Origin of the sequence: Allobosea sp. OK403, from assembly GCF_900113835.1 — a bacterium.
Taxonomy (GTDB): domain Bacteria; phylum Pseudomonadota; class Alphaproteobacteria; order Rhizobiales; family Beijerinckiaceae; genus Allobosea.
In genome coordinates, this window is record NZ_FOQV01000005.1 from 197316 (window position 1) to 223910 (window position 26595).

The window sequence follows — 26595 nt, forward strand, 5'->3', positions numbered from 1 at the left end:
ACGAAAGCTGCAGATCGCGTGCTACCGCCTTGCTTGCGAAGCCAGCTTTCTCGGCCAATCACAAGGTCGATCTCTGAGATTTCGACCTTCACCTTTCTGCCCTGACCACCGCATCTTTTTCTGGAGATACCCCAATGCGCGCTATCCTCGTGGCAACGCTCATCTGCATGAGCGCCTCAGCAGCCATGTCCCAGGTGACCGATCCCGACATGAACTGCGCCGACTATCTCAAGCTGGCAGCATCCGCCGGCCCCACGCCAAAGACAGGCGATGCGGCGACGGACAAGATGGCGGCCGAGGTCGACACGAAGATGAAATCCTACTGCACCGCCAATCCCAAGGCCAAGGCAATGGACGCTGCCGCGAAGGCGATGGGCGGCTGAGATTTTGCCGCACCGCATGCTCCTCGGAGTCTGAAACAAGAAAAGGCCCGGCCTCCTTTCGGAGGGCCGGGCCTTTGACTGCCGTCATCTCGACGCAAACGCCGCGGCTGATTCCGATCCCGCTGAAGCTCCCGGAGCCAGTGGGGGTGGCACGGCTCGCTCGGGCCCACCAGCGACAAACCACCGGCTTGAGCGAGACAACCTGACGGGTGGAGGCGCGCGCGCCGGACGGCTGCGCCGACGTCAGAGCGTGTTCGAGCGAAGTGGACGCCGGTTCGCGTGAAGAAGGCGCGCTAAAACAAAGAGCGGGAGTCATTGAACGAGCCATCTGGCAACGAGCCATCCAGCTCACACCCAAGAGTTGAGAGCTGGATGCGAAAACCGGCTCCCAGGTTGGCATCCGGCTCCGGCCGCAGCCAGGCACTCCCCGTGAAGACGGCGATGGCGCGCGATTTGCTCCTCATGCCCGGCGCGGCTTCTTAAGGCTCGGGTAACCATGATGCATCACTTTTGAGCGGATAGAGGCCACCCCCGGCACAGAGCCATCTTGGGAGTGAAGTCATGGACGCCTTTACGATGGTCATCATGGCCTGCGTGTCGGGGGAGCCGACATGCATGGCAACGCGAATCAGCGAGATGGGCTTCACCAGTGTCGAAGCCTGCGAAGCGCGGATCGACGAGATTACGCGCTCCATGACCCAACAACTCGCCACTCATCAGGAATTCAAAGGTCGCGAAGTGACCTATGACGTCTCCTGCCTGGACCGAGCGCAGCTGCGGCGAAAGCTCGGCGTCGCGCAGGCTGATACCTAGCAGCGGCGGCAGGGCGCGCGGCATGCCGGTTGATTCGCCGGTAACCGTCACCAATTTCATCGGGTGGGGGATAAAAGCTGGGATCAGCGTGGCCTTTCAGCGATGCATCATCCTTCACAGCCACAGGGCTGACTCCTCCGCGTCTCCGGTCAAGCTGAGGTTCTGGACGAAGATCACGCGTGAGAGGCTGAAGACACGCACGAAGGTCGCTTGCGGCTCCCACCAAGGCTCCACGACGGTGCCCCAGAAGTTCATGGCCACGTGCGGCATTCGCAGCAGCTTGGCCCGGACAAACAGCTCCTCCAGAGCCCGCTGCTGTTGTGCCGTGCCAAACAGCTGGAGATACAGACAGGGCGGCCTATACATCCCTCCGTCCGCCGTCTGGCCATAACCCATCGCCTCTTCACCAAACCGGCTGGCGAGGCGCAAGCGCTCGGAAATGGGCTTGAACTCGAGGCGGACCCGCATTTGCCTCAATGCACTTTGCTCGTCCGCGCCCAGTCTCCCCAAAAATCGGACCTTCATGTCCGCGGGGCGACCGGCGTCGCCCATGTCACACCCAGTGTCCATGGCGTCTATGCCGACGAAGCTCTTTGTCGCAAGGTTCTCGCGGGAGAACTCGTCCCATAGGTCCGCGGTCCACTCCTTGGGCAGGGAGGGAGGCGGCGTGTCCTTCTTGCTCCAGAAACCCAAGGCGCCCCCCAACAGCGAGCTCCGCATGCACTATGGAAGTCATTTTGTGACCGCCCCGTACGAACCGCACAAGACGTTCAGCCACTTCCCGAGTGGTTATGGCGAAAGCTCGGTGTCGCGCAGGCCGATACTAGCCACGGTCGCGGAGCATGCTGCCGACTGATTCGTCGGAACCGTCGCCAATCCTGATCGGTCGGGGGTAAAGACGGGGATAGTCCCGGTTGAACCGGGCTAATCCCGCCGCGTTCCAGCTATTCAGCTTGGAGAAGAGATGGTGGAGCCAGGCGGAATCGAACCGCCGACCTCTTGAATGCCATTCAAGCGCTCTCCCAACTGAGCTATGGCCCCACGCTAGCCGGCTGATTTGGGGGTCAGCCGGGATATTTCCGGGCGGTCATTCCTCACCTTTGCGGTGATCGACCGTCCCGTCCTTGTCGCCGCTGCGAGCGACGAAGCGCTCTATAGGCAGGAGTGCCGGAAGACTCAAGCGCAGAATGTCGCGCAATCGTCATTTCTTCACAGCCCCGCCCAGAGGGCGGAATCCTCAGACGTCCTCGTCGCCCTCGATGTCGCCATCGATCAGGTCGGCGACGTCGTCATCACCTTCCTCGTCTTCCTCGAGGAAGGTGTCGTCCTCGGGGGCGATGTCGTCGTCCTCGACTTCGATATCGTCCTCGCTGGTGACGACGGCTTCCTTCTCGGTGGCTTCCGCATCGGCCTCGTCGAGCGAAACGAGTTCGACTGCGCCGTCGGCGACCTCGATCTCATCCTCGTCATCGGCGGGCTTGGCGGCAACGGCTGCCGCCTTCGCCTGGGGCTCGAACATCGAACGCGGGAAGGCCTGCCCGGTATAGGGCGAGACGATCGGATCCTTGTTCAGGTCGTAGAATTTGCGGCCCGTCGTCGGGCAAACGCGCTTAGTGCCAAGTTCCGGTTTCGCCACTGCGTCGGACCTTCAATCATTCATGTTCTGAAAAGCAGGCGCGTCCGTTAGTCGGGGCAGACGCCCCTGTCAAATGTTGATTTCGCCCCGGGGCGCGCGTGACGCCTGGCTAAGGGTCATGCTAGGCAGCCCGCGCTTCCCTCAGACCAGCCGGCAGAGACCAAAGTGGCCCACGCGCAGCCCCCGATCCCCGTCACCGCACGCAGCAGGGGCCCACTTGCGGGACGCGTGCGCGTGCCTGGCGACAAGTCGATCTCGCATCGCTCGCTCATCTTCGGCCTGCTCGCCATCGGCGAGACGACGATCAGCGGCCTGCTCGAGGGCGAGGACGTGATGCGCACGGCCGATGCTGCGCGCGCGCTCGGCGCGATTGTCCATCATGACAGGCCGGGCAGCTGGCGCGTCCGCGGCGTCGGCGTCGGTGGCTTGCGCGAACCCGGCGGCGTGCTCGATTTCGGCAATGCCGGCACCGGCTCGCGCTTGATGATGGGCGTCTGCGGCGCCCACCCGATCACCACGGTTTTCGACGGCGATGCCTCGCTGCGCAAGCGCCCGATGCGGCGCATCCTCGACCCGCTCGAATTGATGGGCACGACGATCGTCGCGCAGGAGGAGGGCGGGCGCGTGCCGCTGACCCTGCGCGGGCCGAAGGAGGCTGTGCCGATCACCTATCGCACGCCGGTCGCCTCGGCGCAGATCAAGTCCGCCGTGCTGCTGGCGGGCCTGGCCGCTCCCGGCGAGACGACCGTGATCGAAACGGAGGCGACGCGCGACCATACCGAGACAATGCTGAGGCATTTCGGCGCGGACGTCTCGGTTTCGCCGGATGGCGCTCATGGACGGCGCATCGTGCTCAAGGGCCAGCCCGAATTGCAGGCCGCGCCGATCGTTGTACCTGCAGACCCGTCCTCGGCGGCCTTTCCGCTGGTCGCGGCGCTGATCGTGCCGGGCTCGGATATCCTGATCGAGAGCGTGATGACCAATCCGCTGCGCAGCGGGCTTTTGACCACTTTGCGCGAGATGGGCGCGGATATCAGCGTCGAGAGCGAGGCGAATGAGGGTGGCGAGGCGGTCGCGACGCTGCGCGTGCGCGCCGGCGCCCTGAAGGGCGTCACGGTTCCGCCCGAGCGCGCGCCCTCGATGATCGACGAATATCCGGTGCTGGCGGTCGCGGCCTCCTTCGCCACGGGCACGACGCGGATGCGCGGCCTGCAGGAGCTGCGCGTCAAGGAATCCGATCGCCTGGCCGCCGTCGAGGCCGGGCTGAAGGCCGCCGGCGTCACCTGCGCGATCGAAGGCGATGATCTCGTCGTCGAGGGGCGTGGCGGCGGCGTCGCTGGCGGAGGCCTGGTCGCGACCCATCTCGACCACCGCATCGCCATGAGCTTCCTGGTGATGGGGCTGGCGACGCGGAAACCGATGACGGTCGATGACGGCACGATGATCGCGACGAGCTTTCCGAGCTTCATCGCCCTGATGAATGGGCTTGGAGGTGACATCGCATGAGCTCGAACGACGGGCGGAAGCGGCTTGTCATCGCGGTCGACGGTCCGGCCGCCTCTGGCAAAGGCACGCTGGCACGCCGGCTCGCCGCGCATTACGGCCTGCCCTATCTCGATACCGGACTGCTCTACCGCATGGTCGCCAGGGCCGTGCTCGATGCGGGCCACGACATCCAGGACGCGGATGCCGCCGCGGCGATCGTCGCGAGCTTCGATGAAGCGGCCTTTCCCGATGACAGCCTGCGCGGGCGCGAGATCGGCGAGGCAGCCTCCGTTGTCGCGGCGATGCCGGCCGTGCGCAGCGGGTTGATCGCGCGCCAGCGCCGCTTCGCCGGGCAACCCGGCGGCGCGGTGCTGGACGGGCGCGATATCGGCACGGTGATCTGCCCGGAGGCGGGCGCGAAACTCTTCGTCACCGCCACGCCTGAAGTGCGCGCCGCCCGCCGCCATCGCGAGCTGACGGGACGCGGCGAGCCTGCCACTTTCGAAGGCATCCTGGCCGATATCCGCCGGCGCGACGCGCGCGATTCCGGCCGCAGCGACGCTCCCCTCAAGCTGGCGGAGGACGCCGTCCTGCTCGACACCTCGGCCCTGACCATCGAGGAAGCGGCCGGGGCCGCGATCGGCATTGTTGATGCCCGTCGCGCTGGCGTCGAGAGCCCTCCAGGTTCTGCTGGAGGCTCTTAGCTTTTCCAGGCGATCCGCCCGCCAATCCAAGTCACGAGAATGCGATAATAAGCGACTGAGCCTGCCCAGCTTTCGGCCTTGGCGGGAGTTGATACGAAGCGCACACTGCCGTCACGATAGGATGACGGAGGTGGCGATGCGGCGTTGGCTGTTCGGTCTCTTGAGTCTCACGGCGGCGGGTCTGTTGACCGGTACGGCGCCCAAGGCGCAGCAACCCGCCGCACCGACTGAGGAGGTCGATGTCGCGCTCGTCCTGGCGCTCGACGTGTCCTATTCGATGGATATCGACGAGCTCGCCTTGCAGCGAAACGGCTATATCGAGGCCTTCCGCTCCAAGGAGCTGCATAACGCCATCGCCAAGGGGGCGATCGGCAAGATCGCCGTGACCTATTTCGAATGGGCCGGCACCGACTTCCAGCACATCGTCAAGTCCTGGACGATCATCGACACGCCGCAATCGGCGCTGGCCTTCGCCGAGGAGCTGGGCGAGGCGCCGACGCGGCGCGGCCGGCGCACCTCGATCTCAGGGGCGATCGACCTCGGCATGGCGCTTCTGGAAAAGTCCAACGTTACGGCGATGCGCCGGGTCATCGACATCTCCGGCGACGGCGCCAACAATGACGGGCGCCCTGTCACCGGCGCACGCGATGAAGCCGCCGCCAAGGGCATCAACATCAACGGCCTGCCGATCATGCTGAAGCAGGGGGGCTATTTCGATATCGAAAACCTCGACGTCTACTACAAGGACTGCGTGGTCACCGGCATCGGCGCCTTCGTGATCCCGATTCGTGAGCGCCATCAATTCGTCGATGCGACGCGGACCAAGCTGGTGCGCGAGATCGCCGAGATGCCGCGTGATGGCGAGGCGCTCGTCCAGAAGGCGCAGTCGACGGGCCAGAACCCGAACTGCCTGGCAGGCGAGCGGCAATGGCGCGACCGAATGGGGAATTGAACAGCGACACGCGGGAATTCTACTCCGTCGTCGTGGTCGGACTTGCGTCATGGTCGGGCTTGTCCCGACCATCCACGTCTTCGCTGATCCAGGCTTGTGTTCAAGACATGGATACTCGCCACAAGGGCGAGCATGACGGCAGAGCCTCAAGTCCCGCGCGGCTTCGCCCTTGTCGTCGGCGGAGCGGCGGCCGGATCATCCGGCCAGGGATGGCGCGGATAGCGGCCCTTCATCTCGGACTTCACCGCTGACCATGAGCCGCGCCAGAAGCCAGGCAAGTCTCGGGTGATCTGGATGGGCTTGTGCCCCGGCGAGAGCAATTCCAGCACCAGCGGCACGCGCCCGCCGGCCAGCGCCGGGTGGACGGCGAGCCCGAAGAGCTCCTGCACCCGCACCGAGATCGTCGGGCCGGCCTCGGCGGCATAGTCGACCGCGAGGTTGGAACCCGTCGGCGCGACGAAATGTGTCGGAGCCTCGGCATCGAGCCGGCGTTTCAGATCCCAGGGCAAAAGCTCGGTCAGCGCCGCGTCGAGATCGGAGGCCTGGATCGCCGCAAGCGATGAGCGCCCCAGAAGATGCGGCGCGAGCCAAGTCGCGACATCGAGCCCCAGGCCCTCATCCGTCAGGTCGGGCCAGGGATTGTCGCCGCCCGAGGCCATCATCGCCGTGCGCAGGAAAGCGACGCGCTCGCGCAATTGCACTTGCGCCTTTGTCCAGGGCAGGAGCCCGATGCCGAGCGCTGCGATGCCCCCGGCCAGCGCCGTGGCGTTGTCCAGTGACGCGTCGACCGGCAAGGGCCGTTCGGCCAGCAGCAGCGCGCCATAGCGCCTGACGGCGCGGACACGCAGCGCGCGCGCGGCCCGCTCGAACGTGACCTCGCTGCGCTCCTCGATCGTGAAAGGCGCGAGCCCCTCGCCCGCGAGCCAGAGGATCTCCGCCTCCGTGATCGCCACAGCCGCCATGATACGCGCCTGCTGGGCGGCCCCGGTCACCTCCGCCACCACGAGCCAGGGCTCGCGCGCCAGCCGCTGGGAGGGCTCCAGCGCCGCGCCGCGGCCATTGGCGAGCAGGTACTGGCCGGAGCCCGCGCTGCGTGCTCTGGCGATGCGGTCAGGATAGGCCAGCGCCAGCAGAAGGCCCGGCGACAGTGCCAGCTCTCGCCGCTTCGGTTTCGCTTTCTCCGCGTCGCGCGCCCAGCCTTCGGCCAGCCGGCGCATATCCGCAGCGCGGCCGCCGCGCTCGCGACCGAGACGCTCCAGGCGCTCGGCCAGATCGATCGCATCGCCGCCCAACCCACGCTCGACCAGCAGCGCGGCGAGCTCGGCGGCCGAGCTCGCCTGGCCGAAGCCCGCGGCTGCCACGACCATGCGCGCCAGCCGGGGCGGCAGGGGCAGCGCCTGGAGCGCCTTGCCCTCGGGCGTGATGCGGCCATCGCCGTCGAGCGCGTGCAGCGTCGTCAGCAGGGCGCGCGCCTCCTTCAGGGCCGGTGCGGGCGGCGTATCGAGGAAGGCGAGGCTCGTCGGGTCGGTCACCCCCCAGGCGGCGCAATCGAGCAGCAGGGGGGCAAGGTCGGCGGAGAGGATTTCGGGCCGTGCGAAGGCCTCCAGCGCGCCGGTGCCGGCCTCCTCCCAGAGCCGGTAGCAGATGCCGGGCTCGGTGCGCCCGGCGCGGCCGCGACGCTGGTCTGCCGCCGCGCGGCTGACGCGGCGCGTCTCCAATCGGGTCACGCCGATATCGGGCTCGTAGACCGGCACGCGGGCAAGGCCTGAATCGATCACCACGCGCACGCCCTCGATCGTCAGCGAGGTCTCGGCGATGGCGGTCGCCAATACGACCTTGCGGTGGCCCTTGGGCGCAGGCAGCACGGCGCGGTCCTGCTCGGCCTGGTCGAGCGCGCCATAGAGCGGCGTGATCTCGACGGAAGCCTCGCGGATGCGCTCGCGCAGGCGCTCCTCGACACGACGGATCTCGCCCTGCCCGGGCAGGAAGACGAGCAGCGAGCCCGCCTGCTCGTTCAGTGCCAGAAGCACGGCTTCCGTGACCTGGTCCTCGATGCGCTTCAGCGGATCGCGGCCGCGATAGCGCGTCTCGACCGGAAAGGCCCGCCCCTGGCTCTCGATCACCGGTGCTTCGCCGAGCAGTCGCGCGACGCGGGCGCCGTCGAGCGTCGCCGACATCACTAGGATGCGCAGATCCTCGCGCAGGCCCGCCTGCGCATCGAGCGCCAGCGCCAGGCCGAAATCGGCATCGAGCGAGCGTTCGTGGAACTCGTCGAAGAGCACGGCCGCTACGCCGTCGAGCCCGGGATCGTCGAGGATCATCCGGGCGAAGACGCCCTCGGTGACGACCTCGATGCGGGTTTTCGGGCCGATCCTGGAGCCGAGCCGGACGCGCAGGCCGACCGTCTCGCCAACGCGCTCGCCCAGCGTCTGCGCCATGCGGTTGGCGGCCCCGCGCGCTGCGAGCCGGCGCGGCTCCAGCAGGATCAGCTTGCCGCCCTTCGCCCAGGGCTCGTCGAGCAAGGCGAGCGGCACGCGCGTGGTCTTGCCCGCGCCGGGCGGCGCGACGAGGACGGCGTTGGATCGCGCCCGCAGCGAGGCTGCGAGCTCGTCCAAGACGGTATCGATGGGGAGCTTCGTGTCGAAGGCGCGCATGACGCCTCGCCTGTGGCGCGCCGAGACGGGAAGCGCAAGCCTCTGAGCGGAATGCGGCGCCCGAGTTTCCAGCAAGGCCTGGTGCTCAATCGGGGTTGCATGCAGCAGGAAGGGATTGCCCAGGGCCGGCGGGATTTGGCAGGATCGCACCATCAGCCTGGCGCCACGTGCGTCCCATCTTCCGAGAGATCAGATGCAAGAAATCAGATGTATGTGAGCCTCATTCGTCGCGGCTTCATGTGGTTCATCGGCGCGCTGGCGCTGGGCGGCTCGTCCCGTGCCGGCGAACCGAAGCCCATTCCCGCGACGCCCCAACCCTCCGTCATGCCGCGCCATGTCCTGTGTTTTCTCGGCCGCGCGCATGATCTGGCGCGGTTGTCCGAAGCCGCCCGCAACGTGATCGGCACTGGGCCCAAGGGCTTCAGCATCGACACGGATTATTCCCAGGATGAGGCGGATGACCGGATGGAGCGGTCATTTGCGGTGTGCTGGGACCGCGTGCAGCCCAATGCCTGGACGGCCTCGGACGAGCGGGCCGTCGCGGAGCATGGCTCGGTGCTTTATGTGATGGGGCCGCAAATGACGGCCGAGACGGCCGTCGAGACCTCCGCCACCGCCTTGCTGTTGGTGCAACGGCTCATCCAGGCCGGAGCGGTGGCCGTCAAAGGGGAAAGCGCCGGGATCGCGCATGGGCTGGCGCGCTGGCAGGAGCTGGCGGCGCAGGCGCAAATGGCACGCGAAGCCGGCGACAAGCTGGCGCTCGGCCGGATCTGCCGCCTGGCCTTCGCGAAACGCCCGCTGGAGGCCAAGGGCTATCTGGAAAGCGTCGGCTTTCACCTCGTCGCTCTGCCGGAGGTCTATGCGCCGAAGTCGCTGGGCAGCGAACGGGCGGTCGTCGCGCTCATGGACGAGGTCGCCGACGAGATCGCGAAGCGCGGGCTGGAGGCGACGCTGCGCGAGCGCAAGGCGAGCCTGTCATTCGCATCGACCTATGACGAGGACGAATTCAAATTCAATCCCTATGGGATCGTCAGGCTTCCGGCCTAGTTTCGAACGCAGACAGCCCGCTTTGGCGGGTATCTCCGCCTCAGGCGGCCTGCTTCAGCCCGACCTCGAAGGGCGACAGCACGACCGCGCCAGTTCGCACCGTGACCAGCGTGTTGGCCGGCAGCGCCTGCCAGCAATCGCGCGCGGCATCGACCGGCTCGGAGGCGATGATGACGCTGTTGCCGCGGTCGCAGAGATAGAGCGTCGGCGGCTTGGGGTCGGAGGACCAGCGCACGGCATGGACGCTGTCACCATCGGCAAGCGCCGCAGCGCAGCGCAGGGGCTCGCGAATGCCGGCCTGCTGCATCAGGGCGAGCGCTTCGCCCAGTGCCCAGGCCAGCGCTTCGCCAGGCGCCATTCCCTCGGCCATGCGGGCCAGGGTGAGCAGGAAGATCGCCTCGGAATCGGTCGTGCCGACGCGGACGCCATAGAGCGCATCCGGAATCAGGCTCTCCAGTTTGCGGCGGATCAGGCCGTAGCCGCCGATCTGGCCGTTATGCATGAAGAGGTGGTGGCCATGGGCGAAGGGGTGGCAATTGGCCCGCGTTGTCGCAGTGCCGGTCGCGGCGCGGACATGGGCGAAGAACAGATGCGAGCGGACCTGGCGCGCGATCGAGAGCAGGTTTTCATCCGCCCAGGCGGGCCTGACCTCCCGGTAGAGCCCGGGCTCGCGCCTGTCGCCATACCAGCCGACGCCGAAACCGTCGCCATTCGTACCGGTCTTGGTTTCCTCGGCATGGAGCGACTGATGGATCAGCGAATGGCAGGGCGCCGCGACGAGATCCTCAAGAAAGACTGGCGCGCCTGAATAGGCAAGGAAACGGCACATGATCGGTCCCGAATCGGTCGCGGCCGGGATGCCGCTAGGAGGAGATTATTCTACAGGGATGAATGCCGGCATAACAATCGACCAATGCGGGTCATTCCGCACGCGCTGCGGCGCGCAGTGCCTTCGCGCGGATGCGGAACCGCGAGACGAGAGGGCGCCCCATCCTGACGACGGCCCCGCATCTGCACGGCATCGCGCCGTGCCGCGGCTGGCACGGAATGACGACGGGCTACTCGCCGCAGGTGAAATCGAGCTTCGCGCTCTTGGCGCTGCGGCCGACCTTGACCTCGATATCGAGCGGCGCGCAGGTCGCGTTGTCGAGCAGGAAGGCCTTGTGGATGCGCCCGCTCTCGCCGAACAGGAACCCGCCATAAACGCGCCGCAGCAGGGTCTTCTCGCCGGTCCTGGTCCGCTGCTTGACCGTGATGGAGGCAAGGTCGCGGGCGATCTTGTCGGAGGATTTGGTGTTCTTTGCGCCGGTGAACACCAATGTCACCAGAACCGCATCTGCCGGCTCGCCGGCATCGCCCTCACCGATGACCGTGTTGTGCAGCGACTTGTTGGCGCCAATGAGATTATCCGAGAGCTTGCCGGAGCGTTCGAGGAAGATCTGGGCCCTGATCTCGGCGACCGAGACCTGGGCCAAGACCGGACTGGCCAGGGCCGGGACGAAGATAAGGGCCAGCAGAACTGGCAGAAGCGCTCGCATCCTCGAAATCCCCTCGTCGTCTCTCGTTGCGTCAACCGGGCCTATACTGATTTGGCCCTCGGTTGCTAGGCTTTCGCTCCTCGTCTAACCAGCTACAGTCCATAACAGTCTCTAGGCATTGATGATGATGACAACCACGCGAAAAGCGGGCGGGGGATGGCCTTAGTGAGCTTTCTGACACGAACCGGCGCGGTGCTCGCGCTATGCCTGATCTCCAGCGCGGCGCTGGCCGCAGGCGATATCGGCGGCGCGACGATGGGAGCGGCCTGGGCTCTGCCTTTCGCCGGCATGCTGCTCTCGATCGCGCTCGGCCCCGTGCTGTTTCCGCATTTCTGGGAGCGGAACTACGGCAAGTTCGCTGCTTTCTGGTCGGTGCTGGTGCTGGCGCCGCTGGTTCTGTCGCGCGGCTTCGACCCGGCGCTGGGCGCGCTCCTCCATACCGGGCTGCTCGACTATATCCCCTTCATCATCCTGCTCTTCGCCCTGTTCACGATCGCCGGCGGCATCCTGATCATGGGTAATCTGCACGGCACGCCCGCGACCAACACGGTCCTTCTGGCGATCGGCACGCTGATGGCGAGTTTCGTCGGCACCACGGGCGCTTCGATCATCATGATCCGCCCGATCCTGCGCGCCAATGATGCGCGGCGCTTCAACGTCCATGTCGTCGTGTTCTTCATCTTCCTGGTCTCGAATATCGGCGGCTCGCTGACGCCGCTCGGCGACCCGCCGCTGTTCCTTGGCTTCCTGCGCGGGGTGAGCTTCTTCTGGACGACCACGCATCTGCTGCCGGAGACCGGCTTTGCCGTCATCGTGCTGCTGGCGCTGTTCTATGCGCTCGACAGCTGGTTCTACCGCAAGGAGGAGGGCCTGCCGCCGCTCAAGGATCCGACGCCGGACCGCGACATCAAGCTCTATGGCAAGATCAACATTGCCCTGCTGGGCGGCGTCATCCTCGCCATCCTGATGTCGGCAGGCTGGAAGCCGGGCATCGCCTTCACCGTGCACGGCATCGCGGTGGAATGGCAGAACCTGGCGCGCGACGTCATCCTGCTCGCGCTGGCGGGGCTTTCGCTGAAGCTGACGCCGGGTCCGGTGCGCGCCGGCAATGAATTCAGCTGGGGGCCGATCAAGGAGGTCGCGAAACTCTTCGCCGGCATCTTCATCTGCATCATCCCGGTGCTGGCAATGCTGCAGGCGGGCCGGAACGGAGCCTTCGCGCCGCTGGTCGCGCTGGTCAGCCATGCCGATGGCACGCCCAACAACATCGCCTATTTCTGGCTGACCGGGGCGCTGTCCTCTTTCCTCGACAACGCGCCGACCTATCTCGTCTTCTTCGAGCTCGCCGGCGGCGATCCCAAGGCGTTGATGACGACGGGTGCACTGACGCTGACGGCGATCTCGGCCGGCGCGGTCTTCATGGGCGCCAACAGCTATATCGGCAACGCGCCGAACTTCATGGTCTATGCCATCGCCAAGGACCGGAAGGTCGCGATGCCGAGCTTCTTCGGCTACATGCTCTGGTCAGGCGCGATCCTGATCCCGCTGTTTCTGCTGCAGACGCTGATTTTCTTCAGGTGAAGCGGCGATCTCGTCAGGCTCGGGCTTGATCCGCGCATCTCTTGCCGGGGGCCTCGGATTCCCGGCCGCTTGCATCGCGGCTTGCACGTTGATCAACGCCACGCATGGCTGATGTCACCGTCTCTGACTTGAAGCCTGGCTGCCTGTGCTGGCAGATAGGGTTGAGACGATCACGCCGCAGGATGCACTTCCATGACCGACGCCGCCGCCAGCAAGCCCTCCCTGCCGACCTATGCCGATGTCGAGGCGGCAGCAGTGCGCATCAGGGGCGTCGCCCATCATACCCCGGTTCTGACCTCGGCCACCGCCAACAGGCGCACTGACGCCAGCCTCGTCTTCAAGGCCGAGAACCTGCAGCGCATGGGCGCCTTCAAGTTCCGCGGCGGCTATAATGCGATCGCCGCATTGTCGCCGGAGCAGAAGCGCGCCGGCGTCGTGACCTATTCCTCGGGTAATCACGCCCAGGCGATTGCGCTGGCGGGCAAGCTGCTCGGCGTGCCCACCACGATCATCATGCCGGAGGATGCGCCGGTGGCGAAGGTCGAGGCGACCCAGGCCTATGGCGGCGAGATCGTGCGCTATGACCGCTACAGCCAGGACCGCCTGGTGATCGGCGGCAGGCTCGCGGCCGAGCGCGGCCTGACGGTGATCCCGCCCTACGACCACCCTCATGTCATCGCCGGGCAGGGCACGGCGACCAAGGAGCTTATCGAGGATGCCGGCCCCCTCGACATCCTGCTGGTCTGCCTCGGCGGCGGCGGCCTGCTGGCTGGAGCGGCTTTGGCCGCCAAGGCGTTGAATCCGGGCTGCCGTGTCTTCGGCGTCGAGCCCGAGGCCGGCAATGACGGCCAGCAATCCTTCCGCTCCGGCAAGATCGTCAAGATTGCGGTGCCCAAGACGATCGCCGACGGCGCGCAGACCGCCTTCCTGGGCGATCTCACCTTTCCGATCATCCAGGCCCTGGTCGAAGACATCGTCACCGTCAGCGACGCCGCTCTGATCGACGCGATGCGTTTCTTCGCCGAGCGGATGAAGCTCGTGGTCGAGCCGACCGGATGCCTGGCTGCCGCCGCCGCATTCACCGGTGCGGTGCCGGTCGCGGGCAAGCGCGTCGGCGTGATTTTGAGCGGCGGCAACGTCGATCTGGCGAGCTTTGCCCGTTTCATCGCGCCGGCTGGTTAAAACCTGCGGTCGCGGGGCATTCCGGCGTTGACGCCGGGCGCGGCAGCGACTATACGCCTGCCTCTCGCGACGGTCCGCGCAAGCAATGGCCGCCGCCCACGCATTTTCCATCACGGTCGCGGTCCGACCCCGCCAGGCATATAGCCTGAGGCGAACGGACGCGATGAGAACGAGGACGTTTCGATGGCCAATACGACGTCGGCCAAGAAGGCCACGCGCAAGATCGCGCGTCGCACCGAGGTCAATAAGGCGCGCCGCTCGCGCATGCGCACCTTCCTGCGCAAGGTCGAGGAGGCGATCGCCTCCGGCGACAAGAGCGCCGCTGCCGACGCTCTGAAGGCTGCCCAGCCGGAGATCATGCGGGCTGCTCAGAAGGGCATCGTTCACAAGAATACGGCGTCCCGGAAGGTCTCGCGCCTGGCGCATCGGGTTGGTGCTCTCGCCTCCTGATTTTCGCTACTCTGCAGAGCGGATTTTCGACTGAAAAACCCGGCCGTGAGGCCGGGTTTTTTCGTTGGCTGCAAACCGGGCTGTGACCCGGCTGCTACAACGCGCGAATGATTGATTCGGATCGCTTGTCAGCAGGATTCTGCAATCTTTCCACGGCTTTGCGGGGTTGACTCCGGGGGCGCTCTGAGGGCGCAAAATCGGCCTCTTCGGCGCTTTTGACCGCGCAGCGAAAGCGCTTATTTTTCATGAGTTTAGCGGGCAAAGGATTTAGTCCTCGGGATTCCCTCGGACTCTCCCCGGGCGGATCGCGCATTTGGAAAAAAAAGATTCGCCTCCGGCGGCATGGGGCATCCGTAAAGAAAATCTTAAGTTCCACAACCAATTGCGTGATGAATGCCGGTAGGTCAGGGTACCCCTTTCGGGCCTCGACTCTCGGAAGCCGGCTGAAGGGGATGTTGATCCCTTTCGAGAGCGCCCTGTAAGGTCATTTCATCGCCGGGCGGACAGCAATGGCCACCGGGGATTTTCATAAGAAATGAGGGTGTTTTGGCTCGCGACCTAAGGGGGGTTGGAGGATGCGGCTCTTTGTCTTGTCAGGTTGAGATGAAGTGCGGCCTCGTCTCGCGGCGGGCTTTCCAAGCGTAATCGACAGGAGCGAAGGCAGGCCCCCTGCGAGCGCGCAGCGTTCGCGGGAAGCCTGATCTATCGACCGGACAGTAGCGCCGGCGAGGCTGCCGCATTGCGGCGGGTCTCGCTCACGCGCGCCAATTTTTTCAAGAATGGGGCAACACACATGTTTGAACGGCAGGAGACGGTGGAAGCGATCGAGGCAGTGGCGGCGCCGCTTCCTTTGGTTGCGGCCACGATCACGGAGACGATAGCCCCCCTGCAGGGTTCGCTCGGGGAGGCCTGGGACCGCGTTCGCCGCCGCTTGCGTGCGGAGCTTGGCGAGGACGTGTTCTCGAGCTGGTTCGCCCGCGTCGAGATCGGCGGGCTCGTCGACAGCGTCGCCTATCTGACCGTGCCGACCCGTTTTCTGAAGAGCTGGCTCGAGGCGCATTACGCCGAGCGCCTTCAGGTCAATTGCCAGGCCGAACTCGGCGCCGTGAATGGTGTCATCCTGTCCGTCCGCCAGGTATCGCGTGACAGTGCGCCGGCCCCGGTGCGGGAGATGGTCGCCGCGCGTCCGCGCTCTGCGGTGGCTACGCCCGCAGCAGCTTCCGCCGAGGTCCGTCATGGTGAGGCCGCGACGCCGTGCGAGCGCGACATCGTCGACGCTTGCGGGACGGTGCTCGACCGGCGCCTGACCTTTGAGAATTTCATCGTCGGCAAGTCCAACCAGCTCGCTTTCGCGGCTGCCGAGCGCATCGCTGCGGCTCCTGCCGGATCGACGCCCTACAACCCGCTCTACCTCCATGCCGGCGTCGGCTTGGGCAAGACGCATCTGCTGCAGGCAATCGCCCAGGAAGCGCGCCGCCAGGGCAAGCGCGTCGCCTATTTCACCGCCGACCGGTTCATGTACGGCTTCGTCGCCGCGCTGAAATCGCAGACCGCGCTCGCCTTCAAGGAGAAGCTGCGCGGCATCGACCTGCTCGTGGTCGATGATGTGCAGTTCATCCAGGGCAAGTCGATCCAGCAGGAATTCGGCCATACGATCAACGCGCTGATCGACGCTGGCAAGCAGATCGTCGTGGCTGGTGACAGGCTCGCCAATGACCTCGAGGCCCTGGACGAGCGCATCCGCTCGCGCCTGGGCGGCGGACTCGTGGTCGAGGTCGGCGATCTCGACGAGACGCTGCGCGGCAAGATCCTCGGCGGCCGGTTGGCGGCGCTGCACGCCGCCCATCCGAATTTCCACGTCAACCCCGATGTCGTCGCCTATGTCGCTTGCGTCGTCGCCACCAATGGCCGCGATCTCGACGGTGCCGCCAACCGCTTGCTCGCCCATGCCACGCTGTCTGGCCAGGCGGTCACCCTGGAGACGGCCGAGGCCGCGATCCGCGATCTGGTGCGGACCCGCGAGCCGCGCCGCGTCAAGATCGAGGACATCCAGAAGCTGGTCGCGACGCGCTACAATGTCAGCCGGGCCGATATCCTTTCGGAGCGGCGGACGGCGGCGGTGGTGAAGCCGCGCCAGATCGCGATGTATCTCTCCAAGGCGCTGACCCCGCGTTCCTTGCCCGAGATCGGCCGCCGTTTCGGCGGGCGCGACCACACCACGGTGCTGCATGCGGTGCGCAAGATCGAGAAGGCGATCACCGAGGATCGCATGCTCCATGACGAGGTCGATCTCTTGAAGCGCATGCTGCAGGAGTGAGCCGCGGGCATTGAAGCCCCTCCGCCCGCTTTGATTGTGATTGCCGGCGCGCCTGCCCTTGCGCCGGTGGCGCGCCTCCGGCAATGTCGCGGGCCATTCCGCCGCCCGCGCTTCCTTGGCCCGGGCGCAATCACGCCAGAAGACTAAGAGATATGAAGGTCACGGTCGAACGTTCCACGCTGCTGAAGTCGCTGGGCCACGTGCATCGCGTGGTGGAGCGGCGCAACACGATCCCGATCCTGTCGAACCTGCTGCTCAGCGGAGCGGAGGCCGGCCTGAGGCTCAAGGCGACCGACCTCGATATCGAGGTCGTGGAAACGATCGCCGCCGATGTCGCCGAGCCCGGCGCGACGACCGTCCCGGCCCATACGCTGTACGATATCGTCCGCAAGCTGCCCGACGGCGCGCAGGTCTCGCTCGAGACGACTGGCGAGACCGGGCTGACCTTGCGCTCGGGTCGCTCGCGCTTCCAGCTCCAGACCTTGCCGGAAAGCGACTTCCCGGACATCACGGCCGGTGAGATGGCGCATCGCTTCGTGCTTCCGGCCGGCGAGTTCAAGCGCCTGATCGACAAGACGCAGTTCGCGATCTCGACCGAGGAGACGCGCTATTATCTGAACGGCATCTATCTCCACACGCTCGATGTCGAGGGCCGCAGCCTGCTGCGCGCGGTCGCCACTGACGGCCACCGCCTCGCCCGCGTCGACACCGCAGCGCCTGCAGGCGCTGCCGGCATGCCGGGCGTCATCATCCCGCGCAAGGCCGTCTCCGAAATCCAGAAGCTGCTGGAGGATGGCGAGACCGAAGTGGCGATCGAATTGTCCGCGACCAAGATCCGCGTCGCGACCCAGGCCGTGGTGCTGACCTCGAAGCTGATCGACGGCACCTTCCCGGATTATCAGCGCGTCATCCCCAGCGGCAACGACAAGCGATTGACCGTCGACAAGGGCGATTTCGCAGCCTCGGTCGACCGTGTCTCGACGATCTCCTCCGAGCGCGGCCGGGCCGTGAAGCTCTCCATGGCCGATGGCCGCATGACGCTCTCGGTCACCAATCCCGATTCCGGCTCGGCGACCGAGGAGATCGAGGTCGATTATGATGCGAGCCCGCTCGATATCGGCTTCAATGCCCGCTATCTCATGGATATCGCCGCCCAGCTCGATGGCGACACGGCCCTGCTCAAGCTGGCCGACCCCGGCTCGCCGACCGTGATCCAGGATCGCGAAGGCGCGTCTGCGCTCTATGTGCTGATGCCGATGCGGGTTTAGAGCCTTGCGCGAAAAAGTGGGTACCGGTTTTTCGCATGCGCAATGCTCTAAGCTTTTAGAATCGATCACGTTCTTCGCATTCGGACGCTGCCGTCCGAATGCGACGCGATCGAGCCAGCGTTCGGTGCCGTGACCGCCGTCGCGCGCCTGATCCTCCAGGATTTCCGTTCCTATGAGGCCCTCGATCTGACGATCGAGGGCCAAATCGTTGCGCTTGTCGGCGAGAACGGAGCAGGCAAGACCAATCTGCTGGAGGCGCTTTCGCTGTTCGCTCCCGGGCGCGGCCTGCGCCGCGTCGATCTCGCCGACATGGCGCGCCAGGGCGGACCGAGCTCCTTTGCCGTCTCGATCGCGCTCGCCGATGACGGGCCGCGCCTGGGCATGGGGCTGAGCGAGCGCGACGGTGAGGGCAAACGCAGCCGCCTCTCGCGCATAGATGGTGTCCCGGTCGGCTCGGCGCTGGCCTTCAGCGAGCATCTGCGCCTGGTCTGGCTGACGCCGGATGTCGACGGGCTGTTCAGAGGCGCCGCCGGCGACCGCCGCCGCTTCCTCGATCGGCTGGTGCTGGCGGTCGACCCGACGCATGCGACCCGCTCGAACGCGCTGGAGCGCGCCCTGCGCTCGCGCAACCGCATCCTCGAGGAGACGCCGCATCAGACGCAGTGGCTCGACGCCGTCGAGCGCGAGGTCGCCGAACTCGGCGTGGCGGTCGCCGCCGCCCGCGCCGAGACGGTGGCGCGATTGAGCGCGATCATCGCCGAGACCCGCGACGACGCCTCACCCTTCCCCCATGCGGCGCTGGCGCTGGCGGGCGAACTCGACGCTCTGGTGGCGCAGCTGCCGGCGCTCGATGCGGAGGACGCCTACCGGGCCTTGCTGCGCCAGGGCCGGGCCCGCGACCGCGCCGCCGGGCGAACGCTGATCGGGCCGCAGGCCTCGGATCTCGAAGTCCGCCATGCGCCCAAGGACATCCCCGCCGAGCTGGGTTCCACCGGCGAGCAGAAGGCGCTCCTGATCGGCCTCGTGCTCGCCCATGCCAGGCTGGTCGCGGCGATGAGCGGCATTGCCCCGCTTGTGCTGCTGGACGAGATCGCCGCCCATCTCGATCCGCGCCGGCGGGCGGCGCTCTATGACGCCCTGCTCGCGCTCGGCTGCCAGGTCTGGATGACCGGCGCCGACCCGGCGCTGTTCATCGGCCTGCCGGGTGGTTCCCAGCGGATCAGAGTTGAGGCCGGCCGGGCGTTGCCCATGGCGTGATCGAGACCAGCAGCACAAATTGTGCGAGTCGCTGGCCAACCGGTTATGGGATAACGCCATCATTTCGCGGGGCAGACGTTTGTTTGCGAATCCGCCCGGGCAATTGATTCTTCGGCTGAGCTGTTCGATCGCTCTGCTCGTTCTGGGATGATTGCGCTTTGGGGAACGTCCTCGCCTACAGGGACGTGCGCACATCTCAGTTCTCGAGCATTTGCGAGCGAAGTGGACACCGGTTTGCGTGGAGGAAATGCTCTTATGACCTGTCTGCGGATACGGCAAAGCCATCGTCATGCTGGCTGGGACCGCGCCTCATGGTTGATGGGCGGTTAACCATTCGGTGCCAGTATCATGGCCCATGCAGCCATCCCCGAACATGTTCTCTGCGTCGGAGAAGGAGATTGCGAGCCGTCTGCTCGCGCTCCTCGGGCCGTATTTCGATGCCTCGATCGAGAAGCTTTACACGTCGACCTTCGGCCGCGACAAGCTTAACCAGGATCGCCAGCTCCATCGTGACGAACAGGCCAAATACCGGCTGCTTTTTGCTCTGCAATTCGATGCTGATTACATTGCCGCCAAGCGGCGCATCGTCAGCCGGGCCAACCAGCACGACATCACGTTGGCGGACTATCCGCTGTTCTTCCTTGAGGATTTCTCGAACTTTCTGTCAGTCATTTTCTCGCGCTGGAAGCGGCGCTGGGGGCCGGTCGACGAAGCGCTGCGCGTGTTCTGCAAATTGATGCTGACCGACATTGCCTACTCGATCGCCCGTTTCGACGAGGCGATCGACTTGCAGACGGGCGAGCGCCTCAAGCTGGTCGAACAGGCATTTCGGAGCGGCATCGCCGAGCGCATCTCGGCGATCGAGGTCAGCATGGGCGACATTTCCGGGTTCTCCAGCGAGCTGTCGGCCAAGGCCGGTGAAACCCTGTCGGCGGTGGCCGAGACCCAGCGCAAGCCCGAGCAGGTCGCGGCCTCCGTGGCCGAGATCGTCTCCGCCACGCGTGCCTTCGGCGCGTCCTGCGCCGAGATCACGGTCGAGACCGCAACGTCCAGCCGGGCCGCGGATGAGGCCGGGGCGGGCTGCGAGGGGATTGCCAGCAATGTCGCCATGCTCCGGCAGGCCAATGGCCGTATCGGCAGCGTGGTCGAACTGATCCGTAATCTCGCGGCGCAAACCAATCTGCTGGCGCTCAATGCCACCATCGAGGCCGCGCGCGCGGGCGAGGCCGGGCGCGGCTTTGCGGTTGTCGCCGCTGAGGTGAAATCCCTCGCGACTGCGACCAACAGCGCGACGGCGACCATTCGTCAGGGCATCGACGAAGTGGTCAACGCGAGTCTCGCCATCGATGAAGCCGTTGCCCAGCTCGGCAGCACCATGCAAGCGATGCAGGCCAGCGCCCGCCTTGTGGCCGAATCCGCAGCCGGTCAGGCCGGGCGCATCGAAGCCATCGCCGCCCAGGCCGAAGCCTCGTCGCTCGGGGTCGATGCAATCGCCCGCCATGCGGCGCTGGTCGAGGGGCTCGCCGGAGAGGCTGCGGCGCTTGCTTACCACACTGACGAACGCATAAAAGCAACCTCCCGACTGGCCCAGGAACTCGAAAGCTCGATCGCCGTCTTCCTTGGCGAGGTCGCGCAGGTTCGTGCCGACAGGCATCACGCGGTCGTGCGCGAAGCGGTCTGATCGATCAGACCACGCAATGCGATGGGACGGGATGCGGCAAGGCCGCGCTTCATCTGTTGGCCGGGCAGTCCTGACGCTGGCAATCCGCGCGGCGGTCGGGCACACCACTGGTCATGCCGCAATCCCGCGAATCAGACGCCCGCGCGATCCTCAAATCCGTCTTCGGCTATGACGAATTCCGTCCCGGCCAATGGGAGGTGATCGCGGCCGCCCTTGCCGGCGAAGACGTCTTCGCCGTGATGCCGACGGGTTCGGGCAAATCGATGTGCTATCAGCTACCGGCGCTGGTCGCGGGTGGTTTGACGCTGGTGGTCTCGCCATTGATCGCGCTGATGCGCGACCAGGTCGGGCAATTGACGCGGGCCGGCGTCGCCGCTGCCTCGCTCAATTCGATGAACAGCGAAACGGAGGCCGCCGAGGCCTGGAACAAGCTCAATGCCGGCGAACTGCGTCTGCTCTTTGTTTCGCCCGAGCGCTTGGCGGGTGAGGGGCTGGTCTCGCGCCTGCGCCGGCTCGGCGTGACCCGGCTCGCCATCGACGAGGCGCATTGCGTCTCGCAATGGGGCCATGATTTTCGCCCTGAATACCGCCTGCTCGCCAAGGCGCGCGAGGCCTTGGGCGGCGTGCCGGTGACGGCCCTGACCGCGACTGCCGACCGGCAGACGCGTGAGGACATCGCCCAGCAGCTCTTCCCCAAGCCGCCGCACAGCGTCATCCACTCCTTCGACCGCCCGAATCTGAAGCTCGCCTTCGCGCCCAAGGACCAGCCCAAGCGCCAGATCGCCGAGTTCCTGACGCGCCATCGTGGCGGCAGCGGCATCGTCTACTGCTCCTCGCGTGGCCGCACCGAGCGTTTGAGCGAGGGCCTGCGCGAGAAGGGCTACAACGCGCTGCCCTATCATGCGGGCATGGAGCAGGGCCTGCGCAACCGCAATCAGGACATCTTCCTGCAGGAGGACGGCGTCGTCGTCTGCGCCACCATCGCCTTCGGCATGGGCATCAACAAGCCCGATGTCCGCTTCGTCGTCCATGCCGACATGCCGGGCTCGATCGAGAGCTATTACCAGGAGATCGGCCGCGCCGGGCGCGATGGCCTGCCGGCCGACACGCTGACCCTCTACGGCATCGAGGACATGGCGCTGCGCCGCCGCCAGATCGACGAGAAGGCGGTCGAGGACGAGCGCCGCCGGATCGAGCACAAGCGCCTGAACGCCATGATCGACCTGTGCGAATCCGCGCTTTGCCGCAGGAGCGCGCTGCTCGCCTATTTCGGCGAGGAGACGCAAACCTGCCGCCATGGTAACGCGCCGATCCGCTGTGATCTCTGCGGCGGCGAGGCCGAATTGACCGATGCTACGCTCGATGCGCGAAAGCTGCTCTCGGCGGTGGCGCGCTCGGGCCAGCGCTTCGGCGCGGGTCATCTCGCCGACATCCTGACCGGCACCATGTCCGAGACCATCCGCCGCCAGAACCATGACGGGCTGAAGACCTTCGGTGTCGGCCAGGACAAGCCCAAGAGCGCCTGGACCGCATTGACGCGAAAACTCTTCGCCGCCGGTGCCCTGGCTGAGGCCAGCATCGAGCATGGCGGCTTCTGCCTGACTCCGAGGGGCGAAGATATCCTGTTCGGTCGCGAGGCGATCGCGCTTCGGGCCGATCTCCATGCCGATCGCCGTACGCGCCGCGCCGGGCGCGAGGCGGCCCGCGCCGACGGGCTCGACGAGGGCACGGCCGGGTTGTTCGAGCATCTCAGGCAGCTGCGCCTGTCGATCGCCCGCGAGGAGGGCGTCGCGGCCTACATCATCTTCACCGACCGCACCCTGATCGCGATGGCGCGCGAGCGGCCGCTCGGCCTCGAGGCGATGCGCGCGATCGAAGGCGTCGGCGAGCGGAAGCTCGCGCAATATGGCGAGGCCTTCCTGGAGGCGATCGCGGGGTTCGCGGGCTGATAGCCTCAAAGACTCGCGCACGCACGCGTACACGCGTGAAAAAGCCGTCATTACCCCCTATATTCGGCCATACGAATCAAGACGATCGCGGATGCCCGCGCCTCCGCCGAAGGACCACGACATGAGCGATGCTGCCCGCGACCTTGAAGATGCCGCCTATGGCGCCGATTCTATCAAGGTTCTCAAAGGCTTGGATGCGGTGCGCAAGCGCCCTGGCATGTATATCGGCGACACCGATGACGGCTCGGGCCTGCATCACATGGTCTATGAGGTGGTCGACAATGCGATCGACGAGGCGCTGGCCGGCCATGCCGACCTCGTCACCGTCACGCTGAACGCCGAGGGCTCGGTCACCGTCACCGATAATGGCCGCGGCATCCCGACCAATATCCACAGCGAGGAAGGCATCTCGGCGGCCGAGGTCATCATGACCCAGCTCCATGCCGGCGGTAAGTTCGACCAGAACTCCTACAAGGTCTCGGGCGGCCTGCACGGCGTCGGCGTCTCCGTGGTGAACGCGCTCTCGGTCTCGCTGAAGCTGCGCATCTGGCGCGGCGGCCAGGAGCATTTCATGGAGTTCCGCCATGGCGATGCGGTGGCACCGCTCGCGGTCGCGGGGCCGGCCGGCAACAAGCGCGGCACGGAGGTGACCTTCACCCCGTCCCAAGAAACCTTCACCATGATCGAGTTCGACTACAAGACGCTCGAACATCGCTTGCGCGAGCTCGCCTTCCTGAATTCGGGCGTCCGCATCGTCCTGACCGACGCCCGCCATGCCGAGGTGGTGCGCGAGGAGTTGATGTATGAGGGCGGCGTCGAGGCCTTCGTGCGCTATCTCGACCGGGCCAAGACCGCGATCATCACCAAGCCGGTGATGCTCTCGGCCGAAAAGGATGGCATCACCGTCGATGTCGCGCTGTGGTGGAACGACAGCTACCACGAGAACGTGCTCTGCTTCACCAACAACATCCCGCAGCGTGACGGCGGCACCCATCTCGCCGGCTTCCGTGCCGCGCTGACGCGCCAGATCACCGGCTATGCCGAGACCTCGGGCATCCTGAAGAAGGAGAAGGTCGCGCTCACCGGCGATGATTGCCGCGAGGGTCTGACCGCAATCGTCTCGGTCAAGGTACCCGACCCGAAATTCTCGTCGCAGACCAAGGACAAGCTGGTCTCCTCGGAGGTGCGCCCCGTCGTCGAGAACGTCGTCAACCAGGCGCTCTCGACCTGGCTCGAAGAGCACCCGCCCGAGGCCAGGCTGATCGTCGGCAAGGTCGCCGAAGCCGCAGCCGCGCGCGAGGCGGCCCGCAAGGCGCGCGACCTCACCCGCCGCAAGGGCGCGCTCGACATCGCCTCACTCCCGGGCAAACTCGCCGACTGCCAGGAACGCGATCCAGCCAAATCCGAACTCTTCATCGTCGAGGGTGACTCGGCCGGTGGCTCAGCCAAGCAGGGCCGGGCCCGCGAATACCAGGCCGTGCTGCCCTTGCGCGGCAAGATCCTCAATGTCGAGCGGGCGCGCGTCGACAAGATGCTCTCCTCCGAGCAGGTCGGCACGCTGATCATTGCGCTCGGTGCCGGCATTCGCGAAGAGTTCAATATCGAGAAGCTGCGCTACCACAAGATCATCATCATGACCGACGCGGACGTGGACGGCTCCCACATTCGCACCCTGCTCTTGACCTTCTTCTACCGGCAGATGCCGGAGGTGATCGAGCGCGGGCATCTCTTCATCGCCCAGCCGCCGCTCTACAAGGCGGCGCGCGGCAAATCGCAGACCTATCTCAAGGATGAGCGCGCGCTTGAGGATTATCTCGTCGAAACCGCGCTCGACGGCGCGGTCTTCAAGACGAGCGATAGCGCCGAGCGGGCCGGCTCCGATCTGCGCGGCCTGATCGAGGAGGCGCGCGGCATCCGCTTCACCCTTGGGCAATTGCATTCGCGTTATGACCGCCGCGTCGTCGAGCAGATGGCGATCGCCGGTGCGCTCCATCCCTTCTCCGAGGACAGCGAAGCGCAGGCCAACGAGAAGGCGGCCGTCGTTGCGGCGCGTCTCGATGCGATCTCCGACGATCTTGAGCGCGGCTGGGAGGGCAAGGTCGCCGATGGCGGCTTCCTGTTCTCGCGTATGGTGCGCGGCGTGAAGCAGGTCGCAGCGATCGATGCCGGCCTGCTCGCCAGCGCAGAGGCACGCAAGCTCGATGCGTCGAGCGCCTCGCTGCAGGAGGCCTATGCCAAGCCCGGCCTGCTCAGCCGCAAGGGCGATGACCATGCCGTCAATGGCCCGACAGACCTGTTCGACGCCGTGACTGCCATTGGCAAGAAGGGCGTCTCGCTGCAGCGCTACAAAGGCCTCGGCGAGATGAACCCGGAACAGCTCTGGGAAACCACGCTCGACCGCGAAGCGCGCTCGCTGCTGCGCGTCAAGAACGACCAGAACGACGAGGCTGACGATCTCTTCGTCAAGCTGATGGGCGATGTCGTGGAGCCGCGTCGCGAGTTCATCCAGAGCAACGCCCTGACCGCGACGGTCGATACCTGAGCCGCGTTGATCCTACGCGGTCGACCTAGAGCATTTCCGCGTTTCTCCGAATCGCGAAAATACTCTAACTATTTGTTTTATCGCATTTTCTTCACGCGAACCGGTGTCCACTTCGCTCGAAAATGCTCTAGTCACCCTCAAAGGCTGCGATCTCCGGCCATGCGGCAAGGAGATCGCGCCTGGTAGCGCAGGCGACTCAATTAGCCTCTGCCAGAGGGAGTTCGATGGTGCTGTCTGCAAGTCCTGCCGAAGGGTTAAGTTGCTTTCGGATCAGCACCAGGGCCACATCGTCGGGATAGCTCACCGCAACGAAGCCTTGCTCCCGCTCGAGGTCGATAGCCTCGTGATTCTGGCGGTTTTCCACTGACTCGATCGTCTTGACGCCTTTTGCCTCGGCAAATTTGGAAACATGGCGAAGCAGCTCCCAGCCTACGCCTCGGTGCTTGTATTCGGCGCGGATCGAGATCGCCACCTCGCCTTTCTCCAAGGCGGGATCGCAAGCCAGCATGGCTGTGGCGATGATCGTCTTTCGGTCTTCGGCAAAGGCGAGAAAGTTCTCGGTCTGCCGATGGTCGATATGCGTCATGGCGACGAGGCGATCATGGCTCACTTCGCGCACACTGGCGAGAAATCGAAAGCGCAGGTCGTCCGGCGTGACATGGCTGAAGAACTCCGCCAGGCCTGCTTCGTCTTCGAGACGAGCCGGACGCAGGTGAAATGTTAAACCCGTTCGCGTGGTGATGTCGCAGCTCCAGTCAGCCGGCTTCATATCTTTCTCCTTCACGGGCGCCCGAGCGCTTCCAAGAAATCGGCCGACCCTGGCGACAAGTAATCAGCCATGTCCGGCCGGTCCTGCCGAGCGCACGGTCTCGAACCTTTTTCAGTAATACTGTAATCGGCCTGGGTTGGGATTGAGCGAGATCAATCCGGTGGCGGCCATGTATTCAAAATGGCTGTGTTCTGGCCTGTTTCCAAGACGTGAGCTGCCGCTCAAAAGGGGCTGCCGGAGGCTGCATGTCCTCGTAATCTCCCTGAGGCAGAAGCCCACTGCCCGCGCTCGCCGCGCGCATGCAAGCGGAGACGGCCAGCTATCCGCTCGTCCCATATCGGGCGATGAAGGGCCGAGTCAGGCTTCGCCTGCGTCATTCGATCGAGG

The 26595-nt window shown here is 65.8% G+C and carries 21 protein-coding genes and 1 tRNA gene; 15 read left to right on the top strand and 7 right to left on the bottom strand.

What is annotated here, in order from left to right; genetic code table 11:
• Positions 1-185 precede the first annotated feature (185 nt).
• Positions 186-383 (top strand): hypothetical protein, encoded by a 198-nt coding sequence (locus tag BMZ97_RS18900; protein ID WP_139221257.1) that lies wholly within the window; start codon positions 186-188, stop codon positions 381-383.
• Positions 384-944: 561 nt separating this feature from the next.
• The gene (locus BMZ97_RS18905) at positions 945-1196 is read left to right on the top strand and encodes a hypothetical protein (RefSeq protein WP_092172985.1); all 252 of its coding nucleotides are present in this window, start codon (positions 945-947) and stop codon (positions 1194-1196) included.
• Positions 1197-1310: 114 nt separating this feature from the next.
• On the opposite strand, the gene BMZ97_RS18910 is transcribed toward BMZ97_RS18905, so the two are convergent.
• The 3 genes from BMZ97_RS18910 to BMZ97_RS18920 form a co-directional block, all read right to left on the bottom strand.
• On the bottom strand, positions 1311-1889 hold the full coding sequence (locus BMZ97_RS18910) for a hypothetical protein (RefSeq protein WP_139221258.1): 579 nt from the start codon (positions 1887-1889) through the stop codon (positions 1311-1313).
• A gap of 272 nt (positions 1890-2161) precedes the next feature.
• A tRNA-Ala gene (locus tag BMZ97_RS18915) sits at positions 2162-2237 on the bottom strand.
• 196 nt (positions 2238-2433) lie between these two features.
• Positions 2434-2832, bottom strand: coding sequence for a TIGR02300 family protein (locus tag BMZ97_RS18920; protein ID WP_092172990.1), 399 nt, complete (start codon positions 2830-2832; stop codon positions 2434-2436).
• A gap of 165 nt (positions 2833-2997) precedes the next feature.
• Here BMZ97_RS18920 and aroA point away from each other — a divergent pair, with 165 nt between their 5' ends.
• The 3 genes from aroA to BMZ97_RS18935 all read left to right on the top strand — a co-directional run bounded on the left by aroA (position 2998) and on the right by BMZ97_RS18935 (position 5973).
• Complete coding sequence (gene aroA, locus BMZ97_RS18925) at positions 2998-4338, top strand: 3-phosphoshikimate 1-carboxyvinyltransferase (RefSeq protein ID WP_092172993.1); 1341 nt, start codon at positions 2998-3000, stop codon at positions 4336-4338.
• The gene (gene cmk / locus BMZ97_RS18930) at positions 4335-5021 is read left to right on the top strand and encodes a (d)CMP kinase (RefSeq protein ID WP_092172996.1); all 687 of its coding nucleotides are present in this window, start codon (positions 4335-4337) and stop codon (positions 5019-5021) included. The genes aroA and cmk overlap by 4 nt, the downstream gene beginning before the upstream one ends.
• A 136-nt stretch (positions 5022-5157) precedes the next feature.
• Positions 5158-5973 carry a DUF1194 domain-containing protein gene (locus BMZ97_RS18935; protein WP_092173341.1) on the top strand — a complete coding sequence of 272 codons (816 nt, stop codon included), beginning with the start codon at positions 5158-5160 and terminating at the stop codon, positions 5971-5973.
• A gap of 146 nt (positions 5974-6119) precedes the next feature.
• Here the strand turns inward: BMZ97_RS18935 and hrpB are convergent, their stop codons facing one another.
• On the bottom strand, positions 6120-8627 hold the full coding sequence (hrpB, locus tag BMZ97_RS18940) for an ATP-dependent helicase HrpB (RefSeq protein WP_092172999.1): 2508 nt from the start codon (positions 8625-8627) through the stop codon (positions 6120-6122).
• 213 nt (positions 8628-8840) lie between these two features.
• On the opposite strand from hrpB, the gene BMZ97_RS18945 reads away from it, so the two are divergent.
• On the top strand, positions 8841-9674 hold the full coding sequence (locus tag BMZ97_RS18945) for a hypothetical protein (protein ID WP_092173344.1): 834 nt from the start codon (positions 8841-8843) through the stop codon (positions 9672-9674).
• Between the two features lie 40 nt (positions 9675-9714).
• On the opposite strand, the gene BMZ97_RS18950 is transcribed toward BMZ97_RS18945, so the two are convergent.
• Together BMZ97_RS18950 and BMZ97_RS18955 are read right to left on the bottom strand one after the other, a co-directional pair.
• Positions 9715-10503, bottom strand: a complete 789-nt coding sequence (locus BMZ97_RS18950) for a class II glutamine amidotransferase (RefSeq protein WP_092173002.1) — start codon at positions 10501-10503, stop codon at positions 9715-9717.
• A 229-nt stretch (positions 10504-10732) separates the two neighbouring features.
• A complete protein-coding gene (locus tag BMZ97_RS18955; protein WP_092173005.1) occupies positions 10733-11212 on the bottom strand; it encodes a hypothetical protein in 480 nt (159 codons plus the stop codon).
• Between the two features lie 174 nt (positions 11213-11386).
• On the opposite strand from BMZ97_RS18955, the gene BMZ97_RS18960 reads away from it, so the two are divergent.
• The 9 genes from BMZ97_RS18960 to gyrB all read left to right on the top strand — a co-directional run bounded on the left by BMZ97_RS18960 (position 11387) and on the right by gyrB (position 25439).
• Positions 11387-12793, top strand: coding sequence for a sodium:proton antiporter (locus tag BMZ97_RS18960; protein WP_244546501.1), 1407 nt, complete (start codon positions 11387-11389; stop codon positions 12791-12793).
• A 192-nt stretch (positions 12794-12985) separates the two neighbouring features.
• Positions 12986-13975 (top strand): threo-3-hydroxy-L-aspartate ammonia-lyase, encoded by a 990-nt coding sequence (locus BMZ97_RS18965; protein WP_092173011.1) that lies wholly within the window; start codon positions 12986-12988, stop codon positions 13973-13975.
• Positions 13976-14158: 183 nt separating this feature from the next.
• A complete protein-coding gene (gene rpsT / locus BMZ97_RS18970) occupies positions 14159-14425 on the top strand; it encodes a 30S ribosomal protein S20 (RefSeq protein ID WP_092173014.1) in 267 nt (88 codons plus the stop codon).
• Between the two features lie 793 nt (positions 14426-15218).
• The gene (dnaA, locus tag BMZ97_RS18975) at positions 15219-16742 is read left to right on the top strand and encodes a chromosomal replication initiator protein DnaA (protein ID WP_092173017.1); all 1524 of its coding nucleotides are present in this window, start codon (positions 15219-15221) and stop codon (positions 16740-16742) included.
• A 152-nt stretch (positions 16743-16894) separates the two neighbouring features.
• Positions 16895-18010, top strand: a complete 1116-nt coding sequence (dnaN, locus tag BMZ97_RS18980; RefSeq protein ID WP_092173020.1) for a DNA polymerase III subunit beta — start codon at positions 16895-16897, stop codon at positions 18008-18010.
• Between the two features lie 129 nt (positions 18011-18139).
• Positions 18140-19267 carry a DNA replication/repair protein RecF gene (gene recF / locus BMZ97_RS18985; protein WP_092173023.1) on the top strand — a complete coding sequence of 376 codons (1128 nt, stop codon included), beginning with the start codon at positions 18140-18142 and terminating at the stop codon, positions 19265-19267.
• A 373-nt stretch (positions 19268-19640) separates the two neighbouring features.
• Positions 19641-20948: a methyl-accepting chemotaxis protein gene (locus BMZ97_RS18990; RefSeq protein ID WP_175525619.1), complete on the top strand. Its 1308-nt coding sequence runs from the start codon at positions 19641-19643 to the stop codon at positions 20946-20948.
• A gap of 113 nt (positions 20949-21061) precedes the next feature.
• Positions 21062-22897, top strand: coding sequence for a DNA helicase RecQ (recQ, locus tag BMZ97_RS18995; protein ID WP_092173028.1), 1836 nt, complete (start codon positions 21062-21064; stop codon positions 22895-22897).
• A 121-nt stretch (positions 22898-23018) separates the two neighbouring features.
• Positions 23019-25439, top strand: coding sequence for a DNA topoisomerase (ATP-hydrolyzing) subunit B (gyrB, locus tag BMZ97_RS19000; protein ID WP_092173346.1), 2421 nt, complete (start codon positions 23019-23021; stop codon positions 25437-25439).
• A 196-nt stretch (positions 25440-25635) separates the two neighbouring features.
• Here gyrB and BMZ97_RS19005 read toward each other — a convergent pair whose 3' ends face one another.
• Complete coding sequence (locus tag BMZ97_RS19005; RefSeq protein ID WP_092173031.1) at positions 25636-26208, bottom strand: GNAT family N-acetyltransferase; 573 nt, start codon at positions 26206-26208, stop codon at positions 25636-25638.
• Positions 26209-26595 lie beyond the last annotated feature (387 nt).

What these genes read in the sequence shown, in the direction of transcription:
- BMZ97_RS18900 (WP_139221257.1), top strand. Translation starts at nt 186, where the DNA reads ATGTCCCAGGTGACCGATCCCGACATGAACTGCGCCGACTATCTCAAG.
- BMZ97_RS18905 (WP_092172985.1), top strand. Translation starts at nt 945, where the DNA reads ATGGACGCCTTTACGATGGTCATCATGGCCTGCGTGTCGGGGGAGCCG.
- cmk (WP_092172996.1), top strand. Translation starts at nt 4,335, where the DNA reads ATGAGCTCGAACGACGGGCGGAAGCGGCTTGTCATCGCGGTCGACGGT.
- BMZ97_RS18935 (WP_092173341.1), top strand. Translation starts at nt 5,158, where the DNA reads ATGCGGCGTTGGCTGTTCGGTCTCTTGAGTCTCACGGCGGCGGGTCTG.
- hrpB (WP_092172999.1), bottom strand. Translation starts at nt 8,627, where the DNA reads ATGCGCGCCTTCGACACGAAGCTCCCCATCGATACCGTCTTGGACGAG.
- BMZ97_RS18950 (WP_092173002.1), bottom strand. Translation starts at nt 10,503, where the DNA reads ATGTGCCGTTTCCTTGCCTATTCAGGCGCGCCAGTCTTTCTTGAGGAT.
- BMZ97_RS18955 (WP_092173005.1), bottom strand. Translation starts at nt 11,212, where the DNA reads ATGCGAGCGCTTCTGCCAGTTCTGCTGGCCCTTATCTTCGTCCCGGCC.
- BMZ97_RS18965 (WP_092173011.1), top strand. Translation starts at nt 12,986, where the DNA reads ATGACCGACGCCGCCGCCAGCAAGCCCTCCCTGCCGACCTATGCCGAT.
- rpsT (WP_092173014.1), top strand. Translation starts at nt 14,159, where the DNA reads ATGGCCAATACGACGTCGGCCAAGAAGGCCACGCGCAAGATCGCGCGT.
- dnaA (WP_092173017.1), top strand. Translation starts at nt 15,219, where the DNA reads ATGTTTGAACGGCAGGAGACGGTGGAAGCGATCGAGGCAGTGGCGGCG.
- dnaN (WP_092173020.1), top strand. Translation starts at nt 16,895, where the DNA reads ATGAAGGTCACGGTCGAACGTTCCACGCTGCTGAAGTCGCTGGGCCAC.
- BMZ97_RS18990 (WP_175525619.1), top strand. Translation starts at nt 19,641, where the DNA reads ATGTTCTCTGCGTCGGAGAAGGAGATTGCGAGCCGTCTGCTCGCGCTC.
- recQ (WP_092173028.1), top strand. Translation starts at nt 21,062, where the DNA reads ATGCCGCAATCCCGCGAATCAGACGCCCGCGCGATCCTCAAATCCGTC.
- gyrB (WP_092173346.1), top strand. Translation starts at nt 23,019, where the DNA reads ATGAGCGATGCTGCCCGCGACCTTGAAGATGCCGCCTATGGCGCCGAT.
- BMZ97_RS19005 (WP_092173031.1), bottom strand. Translation starts at nt 26,208, where the DNA reads ATGAAGCCGGCTGACTGGAGCTGCGACATCACCACGCGAACGGGTTTA.